General features: G+C 63.6%; 14 protein-coding genes. 9 read left to right on the forward strand and 5 right to left on the reverse strand.

All coding sequences use genetic code 11. The features are described from left to right. Together FVF58_RS38000 and FVF58_RS38005 are read left to right on the forward strand one after the other, a co-directional pair. Window positions 1–395 (forward strand): group II intron maturase-specific domain-containing protein (locus FVF58_RS38000; RefSeq protein ID WP_281291334.1); only part of this gene is annotated, 395 nt, incomplete at its 5' end. Between the two features lie 198 nt (window positions 396–593). Continuing rightward, entirely contained in the window at window positions 594–1454 is an 861-nt protein-coding gene (locus FVF58_RS38005) for a class I SAM-dependent methyltransferase (RefSeq protein ID WP_149674824.1), read from the forward strand. An 83-nt stretch (window positions 1455–1537) separates the two neighbouring features. Here FVF58_RS38005 and FVF58_RS38010 read toward each other — a convergent pair whose 3' ends face one another. Then, window positions 1538–2011 carry a YqhA family protein gene (locus tag FVF58_RS38010; protein ID WP_149674825.1) on the reverse strand — a complete coding sequence of 158 codons (474 nt, stop codon included), beginning with the start codon at window positions 2009–2011 and terminating at the stop codon, window positions 1538–1540. A 433-nt stretch (window positions 2012–2444) separates the two neighbouring features. Between FVF58_RS38010 and FVF58_RS38015 the strand changes: the two genes are divergently transcribed. Beyond that, the gene (locus FVF58_RS38015; RefSeq protein WP_149674826.1) at window positions 2445–3200 is read left to right on the forward strand and encodes an IclR family transcriptional regulator; all 756 of its coding nucleotides are present in this window, start codon (window positions 2445–2447) and stop codon (window positions 3198–3200) included. A gap of 91 nt (window positions 3201–3291) precedes the next feature. Here the strand turns inward: FVF58_RS38015 and FVF58_RS38020 are convergent, their stop codons facing one another. Continuing rightward, complete coding sequence (locus tag FVF58_RS38020; protein ID WP_149674827.1) at window positions 3292–3858, reverse strand: VOC family protein; 567 nt, start codon at window positions 3856–3858, stop codon at window positions 3292–3294. Window positions 3859–4001: 143 nt separating this feature from the next. On the opposite strand from FVF58_RS38020, the gene FVF58_RS38025 reads away from it, so the two are divergent. The 3 genes from FVF58_RS38025 to FVF58_RS38035 all read left to right on the forward strand — a co-directional run bounded on the left by FVF58_RS38025 (window position 4002) and on the right by FVF58_RS38035 (window position 7895). Continuing rightward, window positions 4002–4853 (forward strand): fumarylacetoacetate hydrolase family protein, encoded by an 852-nt coding sequence (locus tag FVF58_RS38025; protein WP_149674828.1) that lies wholly within the window; start codon window positions 4002–4004, stop codon window positions 4851–4853. A 59-nt stretch (window positions 4854–4912) separates the two neighbouring features. Further along, window positions 4913–6445: a bifunctional 3-(3-hydroxy-phenyl)propionate/3-hydroxycinnamic acid hydroxylase MhpA gene (gene mhpA / locus FVF58_RS38030; RefSeq protein ID WP_149674829.1), complete on the forward strand. Its 1533-nt coding sequence runs from the start codon at window positions 4913–4915 to the stop codon at window positions 6443–6445. A 118-nt stretch (window positions 6446–6563) separates the two neighbouring features. Next, window positions 6564–7895, forward strand: coding sequence for an MFS transporter (locus FVF58_RS38035; protein WP_246217371.1), 1332 nt, complete (start codon window positions 6564–6566; stop codon window positions 7893–7895). Between the two features lie 351 nt (window positions 7896–8246). Here the strand turns inward: FVF58_RS38035 and FVF58_RS38040 are convergent, their stop codons facing one another. After that, window positions 8247–9074: a DUF2182 domain-containing protein gene (locus FVF58_RS38040; RefSeq protein ID WP_149674830.1), complete on the reverse strand. Its 828-nt coding sequence runs from the start codon at window positions 9072–9074 to the stop codon at window positions 8247–8249. After that, window positions 9071–9838 (reverse strand): DUF899 domain-containing protein, encoded by a 768-nt coding sequence (locus FVF58_RS38045; RefSeq protein WP_149674831.1) that lies wholly within the window; start codon window positions 9836–9838, stop codon window positions 9071–9073. Before FVF58_RS38045 ends, FVF58_RS38040 begins: the two co-directional genes overlap by 4 nt. A 136-nt stretch (window positions 9839–9974) precedes the next feature. On the opposite strand from FVF58_RS38045, the gene FVF58_RS38050 reads away from it, so the two are divergent. Beyond that, entirely contained in the window at window positions 9975–11195 is a 1221-nt protein-coding gene (locus FVF58_RS38050) for a helix-turn-helix domain-containing protein (RefSeq protein WP_149674832.1), read from the forward strand. A gap of 9 nt (window positions 11196–11204) precedes the next feature. Next, entirely contained in the window at window positions 11205–11891 is a 687-nt protein-coding gene (locus FVF58_RS38055; RefSeq protein ID WP_149674833.1) for a Vgb family protein, read from the forward strand. A gap of 216 nt (window positions 11892–12107) precedes the next feature. Here the strand turns inward: FVF58_RS38055 and FVF58_RS38060 are convergent, their stop codons facing one another. Further along, a complete protein-coding gene (locus FVF58_RS38060) occupies window positions 12108–14228 on the reverse strand; it encodes a glycoside hydrolase family 28 protein (protein ID WP_149674834.1) in 2121 nt (706 codons plus the stop codon). A 936-nt stretch (window positions 14229–15164) separates the two neighbouring features. Between FVF58_RS38060 and FVF58_RS38065 the strand changes: the two genes are divergently transcribed. Further along, window positions 15165–16463 carry a TAXI family TRAP transporter solute-binding subunit gene (locus FVF58_RS38065; RefSeq protein ID WP_149674893.1) on the forward strand — a complete coding sequence of 433 codons (1299 nt, stop codon included), beginning with the start codon at window positions 15165–15167 and terminating at the stop codon, window positions 16461–16463. Window positions 16464–16621: the final 158 nt, after the last annotated feature.

Below are 16621 nucleotides of genomic sequence, written 5' to 3' on the forward strand. Positions count from 1 at the left end.
TCAAACGCAAGGTGGCGGCCAAACCGCTGCTGGCGTTCAAACAGCGCATTCGTGACCTGACCCGTCGTTCTGGCGGGCGCAGCATGAAGGACGTGGTGGAGCGGTTGCGGCCCTATGTCCTAGGTTGGAAGGCGTACTTCCGGCTGGCGCAAACGCCACGAGTCTGGTTGGAACTGGACGAATGGATGCGTCACCGGTTGCGAGCCCTCCAGCTTAAACACTGGCGCCGTGGCACCACCATCTACCGCGAACTGCGTGCGCTGGGGGCATCGGCCGATGTTGCGCAACAGGTGGCGGCCAACAGTCGCCGCTGGTGGCGCAATAGTGACCGGCTGCTCAACCGCATGCTGACCATCGCTTACTTCGACCGGCTGGGGGTACCCCGACTCTCCTAACCTCAACTCCCCGAACCGCCCGGTGCGGACCCGCATGCCGGGTGGTGTGGCAGGGGTACGGCCTCATAGCCGTCCCCTATGCCGATTGTACCTGCACGGTCTATTTCAGATGATATTCTCGTCGCATTGCCCGATGCGGATGGTCTGTGAAAACGTTCTCCGCGATTCGCTAACGACCAGGAAACAGGATTGAAAGTCATGAACGACAAGGGAGATGCGGCGCCGGACAGCACGGCAGCGCGAGTCGCCTTGTGGCGCGCTCTGCATGTCGAGGCCGATGCCCCGCCCCACGTGCTGGAAGACAGAATCGGCCTGCAACTGCTGGCGCCCGGCGACGGATGGCGCAGTCGCGGGGACATGGACCCGCAATTCACGCGCCCTTTCCGCGCTTCGATTGTGGCTCGCGCGCGCTTCATCGAGGATCTGGTCGTGGAGCAGGCCGGCCGCGGGCTGACACAGTACGTCATTCTCGGCGCGGGCCTCGACAGCTTCGCGCAGCGCAGGCCGGAGATCGCGTCTCGCCTCGCGGTGTTCGAGGTCGATCAGCCGGGGCCGCAGGCATGGAAGCGTCAGCGCCTGATCGAGCTTGGCTTCGGCGTGCCGGATTGGTTGCGCTTCGTGCCGGTCGACTTCGAGGCGGGAGAAACCTGGCGAGACGGGCTCACGGCTGCCGGCTTCGATGACAGCAAGCCGGCGATCGTGGTCTCCACCGGCGTCAGCATGTATCTGACGAAAGAGGCGAACGCGGCGACGCTGCGTCAGGTTGCGGACCTCGCGCCAGGCTCGACGCTCGCCATGACGTTTCTGTTGCCGTTGGAGATGGCCGACCCCGAAGTGCGGCCCGGGCTCGAAATGGCGGAGAAGGGTGCGCGTGCGAGCGGCACGCCTTTCCTGAGTTTCTTCACGCCGCAGCAGGTGTTGGCGCTGGCCCATGAAGCTGGCTTCCGGGAGGCCCGGCATGTGTCGGCGGCCGATCTTACGCAGCGCTATTTCGCGGGCAGACCGGATGACCTGCGGCCGCCGAACAATGCCGAGGAATTGCTGGTCGCCAGCACCTAGCTGTTTGCATGGGTATTGCGCCGGTGCGGCAATTCGAATGATCGGTTCGTCCTGAAGCCGGCCGCGTGGCTATCGCGGCATCATTACCGCCGGCTGTTGTTCTTCATCAGAAAGAATGTCAGCGCGGCAATTAGCAGTGCTAGCGCGCCGCCAAAAGCCGCGATTTCACGCGTACCGTCCCAGGCGACGGCTTCGCGCAGAAACAGAACGGCGAGGACCGCGATCACGACGCTGACCAGATTGCCCTTCAGGTCTTCGAGATTGTTGACTTCGAGCCACTTGGGCAACGGCAGCTTGTCGTCGATGAACAGCGAATAGAGGCCGATGCTGATGATGTAGACGGCGATAGCGATCAGAAAGACGTCGACCGCCTCGACGATCCCGACCGCGAATATCTTCACCGATTTGGTCGCCACGGGGCCGTTGCGCATCGCAAAGATGACACTCGAGAACAGCACGATCGACTCGTACAGGATCAACGCCAGCGCACCCACAAACGTCCCGACGACGGGAATGATCATGATGTAGCGGCTCGAAGCCAGGATACGTCGCAGCATCGAAGGAACCTCTGTCAGGTAAGCATGATTGGGCAAACCGGGGACGGGTCATATTCCGCTTCCAGGCACGACGCAAGCGAATATTTTGCCGTCCCTTCGCGGCAACATGCACGTCTGCTCCAAAGACGCGCCCCGCGGATGCAAGCGGTGCGCCGCTCGTTCGAACACTGGCTCAGACTTTATAAGTGAAGCGGCTGTGCGTGGCAAGCTGCCGGTCCACAAGATCCACAAGATCCACTAGACCCACAAGACCCTCTCGATCCGATCATTGGCCGTATCGCAGAGTATAGATCGCTCGAAATCCGAAGCTAGTCCATCGCCTCGATCTGGGAATCGCCGGGAGCGCCACTTTGGACCCTGCGCGTGCAACAGCGGCTGCCACCCCATCCATCTGGCTATAATTTGCCGACCACAACCGGGAACTCATCCTTCGATGTCGAGTATCGCCAAGCTTCTTTCCATTCTCGAACTGTTTTCAGAGGCGCGGCCGTTTCTCAGCGCCGAAGAAGTCGCGGCCCAACTCGACTGCTCGTTGCCCACCGCGTATCGCTATGTGCGTGAACTGGTGGAGTCCGGCATGCTGGTGCGTTTCCCAGGCGGCGAATACGGACTCGGCCCGCGCATCATCAAACTCGACTATCACCTGCGCGTGTCGGACCCGCTGCTCAAAGTGGGGCAGCCCATCATGCGTGAGTTGAGCGAGCACTCCGGTTTCGACGTGGTGATGTCGCGCTGGTACGGCGACGAACTGGTTGACACGCATCGCGAAACGCACGACGTCAAGCTCGATTTGCGTTATGGACGCGGGCGTCCCCGCCCGCTCTTTCGCGGTGCCGCACCGAAAGTCATTCTGTCCACGTTCCCCAAGGCCAAGCTCGCGGCGTTGTTCGACCAGCACGCCGCGGAAATCGCCAGCAGCGGCCTAGGCGACACGCTCGATGCATTTCGCGCCGCGTTGCTGAAGATTCGCCGCGCCGGCTTTTATCTGTCGAAGGGCGAACTGGAGGACGGCGTGGCGGCCATCGCCTCGCCGCTTTTCGCCGACGATTCGGGCGAGGCGGTCGCATCGCTCGCGCTGATCGTGCCGACGCCGCGGCTCGAATTCGTGAACATCGAGCGGCTCGTTGAATCGCTGCGCGAGGCGGCCGCGCGCACTTCGCAGCGCACGCGGGCGTTCATCGCGGGCTAGGCGAGTCGCGGTGCAAGCGCGTTGAGTGTGGCTCAAGCGCTTTAAACGCTCTAATCGCGTCCAACGCCTCCGCGACTCAGCGCGCTAGCCCTCAGCCGATCCCCATTCGCTTTGCCATCTCCGCTTCCCACTCGGCGCGCGGCCGGAAGCCCGGCAAACCGCGCGCGTGACGTTCGACCGACGCCATCAATGCCTCATCGGGCAGAGAGAAATCCACAGGGAAGCGCATCGGCTGATCGACATACCACGGCGTGTCGATGAACAGCTCCAGCCGGTTGCCCTCGGGATCGCGTGCATAGAACGAGATCGCATTGCCGTGCGTGACGGGCGTGATCTCCTCCATCTCTTCCTCGATGAAGCGCCGATAAAACCGCTTCAGCGACGCGAGGCTGTCCGCCTCGAACGAGATCTGATTGATCGGATTGAACGCGAGGTGCTCGGGGCGGCCGCTCGCCAGTACGATCTGATGATGCACGGCGGGATCGCGGCTCAGGAACACCAGCCGCACGTCGCCACGCGGTGTCGCAAGACTGCCGCGATCGGTCACCGTGAACTCCAGCACGCGCGAATAAAAGTCCTCTACGCGTGCCATGTCGTTCACGTAGAAGCCCATGTGGCTTAGCGACAGGCCGGCTCGCTTCGGCTTCGTCGATGTCATCTCGTCTCCTTGGTAGTGATAAACCCTGATAAAAATCGCGTTGTATCCTGCTTGTTTGTTAGTGTATTCTCAAAATACGATAAAACAACAATTTAACGGCACAAATTTTTCAGGTCTATCGCCTCTTTCTATCAAGGGAACAAATGAAACTCGCCAGCTTTGCCACGCATGAAGGCCCGTCGTTCGGAGTCGTCCAAGGGCAGTCGGTGTTCGATTTGCGAAAACGTCTCGATGGCCGCTACGCCGATCTGAAGGCGCTCATCGTCGCCGATGCGTTCGCTGAAGCCGCGCGCGCCGTCGACGGCGGATCGGCCGACTATCCGCTCGCGGAAGTCACGCTTCTTCCGGTGATTCCGAATCCGGAGCAGATCTTCTGCGTCGGCCTGAACTACGCGGAGCACGTGAAGGAAACCAACCGTGAGACCACCGAGAACCCGGTGATCTTCGTGCGCGTGCCGGCTTCGCAGGTCGGCTCGCGCGAGCCCATGTTGCGTCCGCCCGAGTCGACGCAATTCGACTATGAAGGCGAAATTGCCGTGATCATCGGCAAGGGCGGCCGTCGCATCGCCGAGCAGGACGCGTGGCATCACATCGCCGGATACGCGTGCTACAACGACGGCTCCGTGCGTGACTGGCAACGTCACACCGGGCAGTGGGGTCCGGGCAAAAACTTCTATCGCACCGGCGCATTCGGGCCGTGGATGGTCACGAGCGACGAGATCGAAGCCAACGCCACGATGACCCTTGTCACTCGCCTGAACGGTCAGGAAGTGCAACGCGCGACAACCGAAATGCTGATTCACGGCATCGCGAAACAGATTGCCTATCTGTCGACCTTCACGCCGTTGTGCGCGGGCGACGTGATCGTCACCGGCACGCCGGGCGGCGTGGGTGCGAAACGCAATCCGCCGCTCTTCATGAAAGCGGGCGATGTCGTCGAGGTCGAAGTCGACCGGATCGGCACGCTCTCGAACCCGATCGCCGACGAAGTCTGATGCGTGCGCGCCGCTTCCTCGCGGATGCGGCGCCATCAACCTTGAAGCAGGTGAAAGTGATGAGGGATTTCATCGAGTCTTCGGCGCGAAGCGCGCCGGACTATGACGTCGCGATTGTCGGCTTCGGTCCGACCGGCGCGACGCTCGCCAATCTGCTCGCGCTGCGCGGGCTGAAGGTCGTCGTATTCGAGCGCGACAAGGACGTGTTCGTGCTGCCGCGCGCGGTGCATTTCGACGCCGAGTGTATGCGCGTGTTCCAGACCATCGGCATTGCCGAATCCATGCTGCCGGATCTGTTCATTGGCCCCGGCATGAAGTTCGTCAACGCGCGCGGCGAGTTGCTGATCGATTGGAGCCGGCCGCCCGGAATCGGCCCGCACGGCTGGTGCGCGAGCTACAAGTTCCATCAGCCGCAGCTCGAACGCACCCTGCGCACGCAGCTCGCGGCAACGGGGCTCGCGGACGTGCGACTGCGCCACGAAGTATTCGCGATCGACGAACGCGAAGACCACGTGCGCATCCGTTTCGAGGACACCGCGCAAGGAAGGCTGTCGCACACGACGGCGCGCTACGTGGTCGGCTGCGACGGTGCGCGCTCGACCGTGCGCCGCTTCATCGGCACCGAGCTGGCCGATCTGAAATCACACGAACGCTGGGTCGTGGTCGACGTGCTGCTCGATCGCGAGCGTGCGGACCTGGGCGACTACTCGATTCAGTACTGCGACCCCGAGCGGCCGACCACCTATACGCGTGGGCCGCACAACCGGCGCCGCTGGGAAATCATGGTGATGCCGGGCGACGACGAGCATCGGCTCGGCACGTCCGCATGGATCTGGGAGCGCCTTGCACGCTGGATCACGCCGGCCGATGCGCAACTCGAACGCTCCGCGATTTATACGTTCCACTCGGTGATCGCCCAGGGATGGCGGCGCGGCCGCCTGCTGATCGCGGGAGACGCTGCGCACCAGACGCCGCCGTTCATGGGGCAGGGCATGGCCGCCGGTATCCGCGACGCGGCGAACCTCGCGTGGAAGCTCGCCGATGTAGTCGGCGGGCGGCTGCCCGATTCGCTGCTCGACACCTACGAAAGCGAGCGCGAGCCGCACGTGCGCGAGTTTATCGAAACGGCGGTGCAGCTCGGCACGGTGATCCAGGCAACCGATCGCGCCGCGGCCGATACGCGCGACCGCGAAATGACCGCGGCGATCCGGCAGTTCAAGACTCCGCAGCCGCGTCTGGGCGACGGCTATCACGACGCCGCCCAGGGCGGCCAGATCGCACCGCAGCCGTGCGGCGCGGACGGCGCGCGGCTCGACGATGCCGTCGGCTATCGCTTCGCGCTGGTCGCGCTCGACGAATTGGCGCAACACGCGCAAGCCGCTCTCGACACCGAGCGTGATCAACCGGTCGTGGTCGTGCCGGCAGGCGACGGCGCGCTGCGCGACTGGCTTGCTTCGACCGGCGCGCGTGCCGTGCTGCTCAGACCGGATCGCTACGTCTATGGTGTTGCGAACGACCCCGCCGGAGTTGACGCGCTGCTCGAACGCACCGGCGTATACCGCGCGATATCACGACAGGCTGCGTTGGCCTGATGGGTTCGACGGGATGGCGGCCGTCACGGCCGCCATCCCGCTACCCCTTCCGACGTGGACGCGGGACGAAGATCCCAACGCGCCACGCCGCAATTTCATCCGAAAGTGGAGAGAGACAATGGAGACGGAGCACATGCGGGCCGCTGCGGCGGACGGCGTCGGTACGACGGGCCTGAGCCGCGCGCAATGGAAGATGATTCTGATCGCGAGCCTCGGCGGCTCGCTTGAATTCTATGACTTCGTGGTCTACGGATTCTTTGCGCACTACATCGCCGCGCGCTTTTTCCCGGCGAGCGATTCGCTGATCAGTATGTTGTTGACGTTCTCGGTGCTGGCGATCGGCTATGTGATCCGGCCTCTCGGCGGCATCGTGCTCAGCAGCCTGGGCGACCGCATCGGACGACGGCCCGTGTTCATTGCATCGATCGTCGTGATGACGGCGGCGACGATCAGCATCGGCCTGCTGCCCGACTACGCAAGCTGGGGCGTCGCCGCGCCGATCGCGCTGATCACGCTGCGCGTCGTGCAGGGCTTTTGCGTCGGCGGCGAATTGCCCGGCGCGATCACCTATGCGGTCGAGGCCGCGCCGCGTCGAGCGGGCCTCGCGGGCGGCATCATCATCTGCGCGGTCAACACCGGCGTGCTGCTCGCGACCTTCGTGAATCTTGCGGTGCAGTCGACGCTGTCGCCGGCTAATGCTGCCGCATACGGGTGGCGCATTGCGTTTCTTGTCGGCGGGCTGTGTGGCGTCGTGTCATATCTGCTGCGCCGCAAGCTCGACGAGTCGCCGGAGTTCGCGAAGATGCACGGCGCCGTGGTCAAGCAGCCGTTTCGCGAAACACTGCGCCATCATCGCGCCGCGGTGGTGGCCGGCGCATTGTCGATTGCGGTGATGGCGGGCTTCAACGGCATCATGTACGGCCACATGCCCGCGTATCTCGTGCAGACGTTGCACTACGATCCGCGCGATGCCGCCATCGCTCAGAACGCGTATCTGATCGTGAGTTCGATAGGTCTGCTCGCGGCGGGTTGGGCCGGTGATTTCGTGCCGCGACGCCATCTGCTGAGGCTTTCGTGCGTGCTGCTAGTCGCGCTCAGCTATCCTTTCTATGTGGCGCTCGTTGCGCACAGCATGAATCTCACGGCCCTGTTCGTGCTCGCGGCGTTGGTGTTCTCGCTCGCGAGCGGCACGTGGGCGTCGCTGCTTGCGGATTTCTTTCCGGTGCAGGTGCGCTTCAGCGGGATCGCGCTGGCGTATAACGTGTCCGTCGTCGTCTTCAGCGGCTTTGCAGCGCTGTTTGCGTCGACGGTGATCCGGGTCACCGGGTCCGCCGCGTCGCCCGCGTGGTATGTGATTGGCTGCTCGCTGGTCACGCTCGTCGCGAGTCTCGTGCAGTACCGGTCGTGGCGCGCACCGCACGCGCAGACGACCCTCAAGCACTCGGGCTGAACCCCAACCCCGTTGCGCGACAGACACCGCCGGCCCGGCCGCAGCGCATGCGCTGACCGTGGCCGCGGTGCGCTGTCCATGGGTCAGAAAGCGGCATCGTTCCAACTGACTGCATCCACGAATCAAATGCACCGGCCCGTCGGCGGGGCGTTTCCATCTGTTCGAATTTCGGGCCCGGTCCGCGAGTCGACGAAGAATAATTCCCCCCGAAAGCTGGTCGAGTCAATCAGGCGGGAAGTCGTGTCTCAAACGATTGGGGCGCCGCGCCCGCGGGCACCTGAAGAATGATTCATTCGAGCTACTTACTGTAGCCGAACGCAGCGGCGCCGGAACACTGCAATTGCCGCGCTTTCAACCGGTCACGAAGCTTCGCGCAACGAGAAACAGCCCCCCGCCCACCAGCACCGCGCCCACCACACGCGCGACGCGCTCGCCACCTGGCGCCAGACGCTCGCACGTAATGGCCGTTGCCACGACGGCCATCGCGCGCAGATCCATCACGCCGGCGACCAGCAGGATCATCGTCAGTCCCGCACAGCAGTGGCAGCAGTGAAGACCGAGGTGCACGCCGTGCCGCCATGCGGCGCGGGCGTCCGCCGTCAGCTTGCGGCAGTGGCCTCTTGTCGCGCGGCAGCATTCGAGGTGGCGTGCCTTCCACGCGGTGAACTGCAGCGCGCCGGCAAGCAGCACGACCATGCCGAGCGCAACCGGCACGGCGCGGGCCAGCGCGGGCAGCTGCATCGCGAGCGCGGCAAGCGTGACGCCCAGCGCAAAAACGGCGATGCCAAACATGGCCCACACGCCAAAATATCCCGCGCTGACAAGCACGGTAAGCCGCCCGACGCGCGTCCCGCCAACCGCTTCGCGATAGCGCCACAGTATCGGCATGAGAGACGGCAGCATCATCGTCACCATCATGACGACCCACATGCCGGCGAACGACGCGGCGACACCGGCCCACGTTTGTCCGCACATCGGCATCCACGCCCTCGACATCGTCCAGCCGCCGGGCATCGGCAATTCGCCCATCGCCGACATCGACGCGCTGCCCGCGATCGTCGCCGCCGTGCTGGCGGCGAAGCACAGCGCGGACACGCCGACGAAAACCGCGTCGGATCTCACGCGCCGCGAGCGCTGCGCGGTCCCGGCAGCGTGAATGGTTCGCGCGAGCGGGTTCATCGCTCGTCGTACTCGTCGTGGCGGCGCCACCAGATGCCCGTCTCGTTGCGCCCTTTGGGCGCGCGGTCGAGCCACTGGTACATGCCCCACAGCGCGTCCACGCCGCGCGCGTAGGTGGAATAGGTGTGATAGACCACGCCGTCCTCCAGGATGAACGCGCTCACGCCCGGCCGTTCGCGCGAGTAGGTGGCCGCGTCGGTGCCGGACATGGCCGCGAATTCGGCGACGGGCGGCGGCACCGGCGTCACGTCCATCGCGTGGCCGCCGCGCGCGAAGTTGTATTCGATGTCGCCGTTGCGCTGCTGTTCCTCGGTGAACGAGACGTTGAAGTCGAAGTTGAAATCGCCGCCCGCCGCCGACGCCCACGGAAACGTCCAGCCCATCCGCCGTTTGTACGTCTGCAGCTTCCCGAGCGGCGCGCGCGATACCGCGCACAGCATCACGTCGTGATTCGCCAGGTGCACCGCGAAGCCGTCGAACCCGTCCGCGATCGACGAGCACGATGGGCAACCCGCCTTATAGTCCGGCCCGAACATGAAGTGGTAGACGAGAAGCTGCGAGCGCCCTTTGAAGAGCCCGGGCAGCGACACGTTGCCTTCATCGGTCTCGAACCGGTAGTCCTTGTCGACCTTCACCCACGGCAACGCCTGGCGTTGCTGCGTCAGCTCGTCGCCGCGCCGCGTGAATTCCTTCTCCGCCTTGAGCAACTCGCGCCGTGCGGCCAGCCACTCTTCACGCGTTCCGGTCATGTGTGTCGTCGTCATGAGTCCCTCCGTGGGTTGGGCGTCGCCGTGCGAGCCATTCCCGTTACGGCGTCGTGTACCGGTTGATGGTCGTGCTAGATTAGTACCGGACATCCGGCGGATGGGAGTGACAAGTGTGGCGGGATTGGGATGACCCATGGATTCGCTGATCACGGCCGCGGCGCGAGCGCTCGCGGCGGGTGATCCGCTCGGCGCATTGAACCGTGTCGCGTTGCGCGGCGACGCGGCGGCGCTCGCGCTGCGAGGCATCGCGATGGCGCAACTCGGGGATTTCTCCCGGGCGAAGCTGCTCATGCGAAGCGCGGCGCGAGCGTTCGGGTCCGGCGACGTCGTGGCCCGCGCGAGATGTGTCGTCGCCGAGGCCGAGATCGCGCTCGCCTCACGCGAGCTGGGCTGGCCCGCGAAGGCGCTCGACGCCGCGCGGGCGACGCTCGAAGCGCATGGCGACCGAATGAACGCCGCGCACGCGCGCTATCTGCTGGTGCGGCGTCTGTTGCTGGTCGGGCATCTCGACGACGCGGAGCGGGCGCTTGCCGGACTCGTCCCCACACTTTTCCCGCCGGCCTTGAGGGCCGCTCACGAACTGGTCGTGGCAGGCGTCGCGCTGCGGCGCCTGCACACGAAGCCCGCGCGCGCGGCGCTGGCACGGGCCGAGCGCGCCGCGCGCCAGGCCGGCATTCCGGCGCTGATGGCGGAGGTCGAAAGCGCTGCACTCCTGTTGAACACGCCAGCAGCGCGTCTGATTGCGCGTGGCGAAGAGCGGCTCCTGCTGCTCGAAGAGGTCGAAACCTTGCTGGCGTCGAAAACGCTCGTCGTGGATGCATGCCGTCATGTCGTGCGTGACGGCGGCACGATTGTTTCGCTTGCCAGCCGGCCGGTGCTATTCGCGCTCGCCCGCGCGCTGGGCGAAGCATGGCCCGACGACGTGCCGAGGGACACCCTCGTCGCGCGTGCGTTCCGGGCGAAGCGCGCGGACGAATCGCATCGCGCGCGCTTGCGTGTCGAAATCGGGCGGCTGCGCGCGGCGCTTGGAACGCTAGGGGGCGTGAGCGCGACCAGGCGCGGGTTCGCGCTGATGCCGCGCCGCGCAAGCGAGGTCGCCGTGCTCGCACGGCCGGTGGACGGCGAGCATGCACAAGTGCTCGCTTTTCTCGCGGACGGCGAGTCGTGGTCCAGTTCGGCCCTCGCGCTGGTGCTCGGCGCGAGTCAGCGCACCGTGCAGCGCGCACTCGACTCGCTCGCGGCGGCGGGCAAGGTGCAGTCGTTCGGCCGTGGGCGAGCGCGGCGTTGGACGACCCCGCCCGTGCCCGGATTCGCGACGACCTTGTTACTCCCCTCTCCATTACCCTGCGATTAGGATGGCGACATGAAGCGATCGGCGGCTGAAATCATCCGTGAATATGGGCCCTTTCCGGATGTCGATAAAGTGGGTGGGGTCACGTTTGACGGCCAGCAAGTCTGGATTGCCGGCGGCGGCCGGCTGAACGCCTTCGATCCCGCGACGGGCAAGGCGCTGCGCTCGATCGACGTCGCCGCGGACGCGGGCACGGCCTTCGACGGCGAGCATCTGTTCCAGATCGCCGGCGGCAGCATCCGGAAGATCGACCCGAGCACCGGTCGTGTGCTCGCGACCATCCCCGCGCCAGGCGGCGGTGCCGACTCGGGGCTCACCTGGGCCGAAGGGACACTCTGGGTGGGGCACTACCCGGAGCGCAAGATTTATCAGATCGATCCCGAAACGGGCGCGATTCTCCGCACGATCGAGTCCAATCGCTTCGTCACCGGCGTCACCTGGGTCGATGGCGAACTGTGGCACGGCACCTGGGAAGATGACGCGAGCGAGCTGCGAAGGATCGATCCTCGAACGGGGGAAGTGCTGGAGAGCGTCGAGATGCCGGACGGAATGACCGTGTCAGGGCTTGAGTCCGATGGTGGCGAGCGTTTCTTCTGCGGCGGCGGAAACAGCGGCAAGGTGAGAGCAGTCCGGCGGCCAAAACGAGGGGACACGGACGGCAGCGGTTCTGAAATGCCTGTCGATTCGGCGAGCGAGTGATCGAGCGTATTCGGCCTCGGCCGCAGGGGTCAGTGACTATCGGCGCAACCTGACGGCGCACTCGTTCCATCCGCCGAGCAGCGACCTCGTGCCACGTAAAAGCAGCACGGCCCGTTCGAGAAACCTCGAACGGGCCGTTCAAACGGATGCGTCAACGCTAGCGTCGGCATCCGTGCGTGCAGCATGATTCACGCTGCACGCCATCGCTCACCCCGCTTATTGCGAACCCGTCCACGTCTGACCGGACGGCGACGAATCCCCGATGCCCGGAAAATCGACGTACGCGCTGCTGCAATCCACCGCGTTCGCGGTGCTCAGCGACTGCGATGCGTTGCCGTTCAGCACGACCCGGTTTGCGGTCGACGGGAAGATCGGCAGGTTCACGTTGTTCAGCGTCAGGTTCGCGTCGGACGTGGTGACTGCCACGTTGCTCGGCGAATCGGCGAGAACGTTGGTGAGCGTCATGCCGAGCGGGAGTGCCGCGTGCGTGATGCCACCGCTATTCGCTTCGAATCCCTCGAAGATCGCCGACGTGCCGCCGATGATATGGATGTTCGACAGCGAAATGTCGTGGAAGTCCGGATACAGCGGCGAGGTCGGATTCGGCAACGCCTTGGTGCTGTAGTACGGTGTGAACAGCAGCGCCTGACCGCTATTGCGAATACAGATGTTGTTGTAGTTGATGTTGGTCACGATGCCGCCGCGCGCCCAATCCGACTTGATGCGCAGCGCCTGTTCCGAGCCGTCGAACGAATTGTCGTAGACCTGGATGTTGGTGACGCCGGCATTGGTTTCGCTGCCGATCGAGATGCCGTGGCCCGCGTAAATATGGTTGTGGGCGATCACGAAACCGTACTTCCGGTCGGTCGCGACGTTGCGATTACCGTCGATGCCGAACAGTCCTGAGCCAGCCGGGCTCGGGTTGTTCGATCCCTTCGGGGAAATGTCGTCGTCGCCGGTGCTGATGTAGTTGTAGGCGAACACGGCATTCTTCAGGTAGCCGTCGAACGAGATCTTGCCGGCCGTCGAGGTCTTCGTGCTGCCGATCGTCAACGCCTGGACCACGGGCTTGGACGACGAACCCGGATCGAACGCGTCGGTGTTCTTGGCCGTGTCGACCGTCGGCACCATGCCCAGATAGTTGGGATTGCCGTTACCCGCCGGGTTCGCCGAAGCGGACAGCGACGGCGTCTGAACCTTGACGTTCCAGACCGTGAGGCCGTCGACGCCGCTAGGCACCACGTGGAAATTGGCGCTGTTGTTCAGCGTGATGCCGAACAGCGTCAGATTCTTCGCGTAGTTGAACACCATCATGCGGAAATTCGACTGCGAACCGACGCCGGTCGTGCCGTTCTCGATCATGTTGCCGAGCCATGCCAGATCCCACCAGGTCATGTGCCGGGCCGAGGCCGTTGTGTTGACGAAGGTGCCGCCGTCGTCGCAAGGCGCGCCGGTGGTGGCCTGCAGACCCTGCGAATAGGCCGCGTAGGTGTTCGTGCAGGTCAGGTCGACGCGCATCAGCGGATAGAGCTTGTTCGAGCTGACGATCTCCGACGCGGCCCGGCTGTCGATGCTGCCGCCGCCGACAACCGCCGAATTCACGAGGTAGCTGCCGCCGATCAGCGGCAGACAGTTGCTGGAACTGCCGGCCTTGGTCGAACTGACAGCCGTGTTCGCGCAGTACGGGCCAGCTGCATTGGGTGCATAGGCCATCACGTCGCGGGTCGCGTAGACGGTCACGCCGGTATCGACCCACAGCGTGACGCCGGACGGCAGCGTGAGCGGTCCGCTGATGAACGCGTTGCCCGGGCCGGTGCTCGACACCACCAGACGCACGGCGAACTGCGACGCGCGGTATTTCGGAGCCGCCAGTTGCTGCGCGGATGCACCCGCGATGTTGACGTTCGGCACCGCCGCTGCGGTCTGCGATGCCGCGGCAGAGGCGTCCGCCGCGGAGATGGCGGCGCCGACCTGGGCGTCGACCGCGGCGCCGCACGCGTCGAGCGCAGCCTGAATGCGCGCCTGATCCGGATTGAGAACGGCCGATGTCGTGCCGTTATCGGCCTCGGGTCCAAGCGCGCCGCTGGGTTGGCGCACCAGCGAGTTGCTTGCTTCGAGCGTGCTGCAGACCTGGGCGTCCGTAGGCAGTTGCGGTGCCGGCGGAAGCGCGGCGTCGTTCTTTGTCACGCCGACCTTGAACGGAGCGGGTGGCGCTGCGGGCGTCGTGGCGGTGTTGCCGGTCGCAGCGGACGATGAGTTGTCACCGCTGCCGCAAGCAGCCAGCGAGGCGGCGAGTGTGACGACTAAACATGGGATAACGCCAAATCTGTAAAGCATGGACCATCCTTTTAATAAAGAATACTAACTATTCAGATGCTTCGTCGATTCAGTTCAACGGGGTTGCGGAGGCTCTGTTTTTTTGTTCTCGACAAGTCCGGCGATCGGGGCCGTCGCCTGAGTGATCGGTGGTTTTGGTCAGTTGTCGATCAAACTGGAATCCGCTTTGAAGCGGCGATACGGGAGCCGGCACATCGGTCGCGTTGACGAAAGCGCGCTAAATGTGACGACGCGGGACGGGCTGATTTCCCCTTTGCGACGTGGCCGTTCAGAGTCAGTGAATTGGGAGACATTGCGTCCATGCACGTGCCGTTCGGCAGAATTCCGCTCATCCTGTCTCCCGGTGCCAGTTATACGATGACGTATAAATTCTATTGGATGTGAGCGTTATCGTACATGCAGTATTTACCCGAAGTGTAAGTTAGTGTTTTGTTATAGATCTGTAAATATAGGGCTAACAGCAGAATGACGGAAATTCGAAAAATTATTTGAGAATGAATAAGTGGTAGGAAGTCGTATAAGTAATGACCGCTCGAACGCCAGCAACAGCCCCGCGAGATGACGACCGCAACCGCACTTGCACCCCAACCTTCAGTGGCCTTTCAACGGCTCTTCAGCGCTCGACGGCCATCGTCGCGACAAGACAATCTGGTATCGTAAGACCGGAGAAGCGGAAGAATTGAGCGACCAGAATGAACTCGAAAGCGGTGGCTCGGGATGATCGAGCGGCCGCGTTATCCGGTTTCCTGTTCGGCATGGCTAGCGAGACAGCAAGCCACACGCGTGAGGCGATGAACATCTCCCTGTTCCGGCGAGTATCAACGGCGCTGCAAAACAACGCTCGCCGCGAGCCAGTCCACCCAAGGAAAGCCTGACGAGAGAGGGCTTGCGATGGTCAGACACAATCCGGTGCTTCAACGTGTCCAGAAAGCCCGCATGACGCGGGAGCGCCGGCGGCTTCTCATCATCTGCGTGATCGTACTGTTGGCCGTGCTCGGGTGGGCGCTGGTGACGGCGATCAAACCCGCTCTTCAGCGCACGATCGTCATCACAAGCGGTGCCGACAACGGTATCTATCGAGGCTTTGCGGATCGCTATGCGCCGCTCCTGAAGCGCGCAGGCATTGCGCTCGATATCCGCAGTTCCTCCGGTTCGGTCGAAAATTATCAGCGGCTCGCGAATCCCGACAGCGAATATCAAGTGGGCTTCATCCAGTCCGGCACCACGAGTCCCCAAGAAACGGATCAGTTGCAGACCATCGCCGCCGTGTCATATGAACCGATCTGGGTGTTCTATCGCGGCGATACCGTTATCGACAAGCTCGCGCAACTGCGCGGCAAGAAGGTTGCCGTTGGCGTACCCGGCAGCGGGCTGCTTAACGTTTCACAGGTTCTGCTCGGCTATAGCGGCGTCACCCGCGACAACACCACGCTGGTGGAAATGGATGCTTCCAGCGCATATCAAGGCCTCGAAAGCGGTCAACTGGACGCTGCGTTCTTTATCGGCAGACCCGACGCTCCGATGCAGAAGACGCTGCTGAACAGCGATCTCAAGCTGATGAACTTCGCGCAGGCCGAAGCGTTGGTGCAGAAATTCCCGTCGCTTTCGAAGGTCATCTACCCGCGTGCGTCGACCAGCATCGTCAAGGATCTGCCGCGCGAGGATGTCACGCTGCTGGCCGCCACGGCTTTGTTGGTCTCGAAGGACACGCTGCACCCGGCGCTGGTCTATCTGCTGCTGGATGCGGCCAAAACGGTCCACGGCGGCGAAGATTACTTCACGCCGCTCGGCACGTTTCCCAATCTGAACACCGAGGAGTTTCCCCTCTCCGACGAAAGCACGCGTTATTTCAAATCCGGGCGGCCGTTTCTGCAGCGTTACCTTCCCTTCTGGCTGGCCAGCCTGATCGAAAGACGATTCCTTATTCTGCTGCCGTTCATGGCCTTGCTGATCGGTTTGCTGCAGGCGTTGCCGCGCATGGTGGAGGCGCGGATCAAAAAGAGATTGGTCGTGTGGTACCGGGAAATCAAATCGCTGGAAGATGAAACGTGGAAAAGCCCGCAGCCGACCGCAAGCCAGATCGCAAAGTGGCGCGATGAAATCGACGATATCGATGCACATGCAAGCGAGATACGGATTCCGCATCGCTACTTTCAGGACGTGTATGCGCTCAAGCAGGCGATTGGCGTCGTGAGGGATCGGATTTCCCAGGTCGCGGCGAAGGTGAAGGCCTAGCTGCCGTGCCGAAACGAAATGGCCTGACCCCGGCGCCGTTGTGCCAATTGACATCGCGATGCGCTAAGGTGAGTGGCTCGCGCAGTCGGCGCAGGCGATAATTGCGGCTATCGGATTCGGCGATACCCCAACGCAAGCAGTTCGCAGATCAATGGAGC

The organism is Paraburkholderia panacisoli, assembly GCF_008369935.1.
GTDB classification, from domain to species: domain Bacteria; phylum Pseudomonadota; class Gammaproteobacteria; order Burkholderiales; family Burkholderiaceae; genus Paraburkholderia; species Paraburkholderia panacisoli.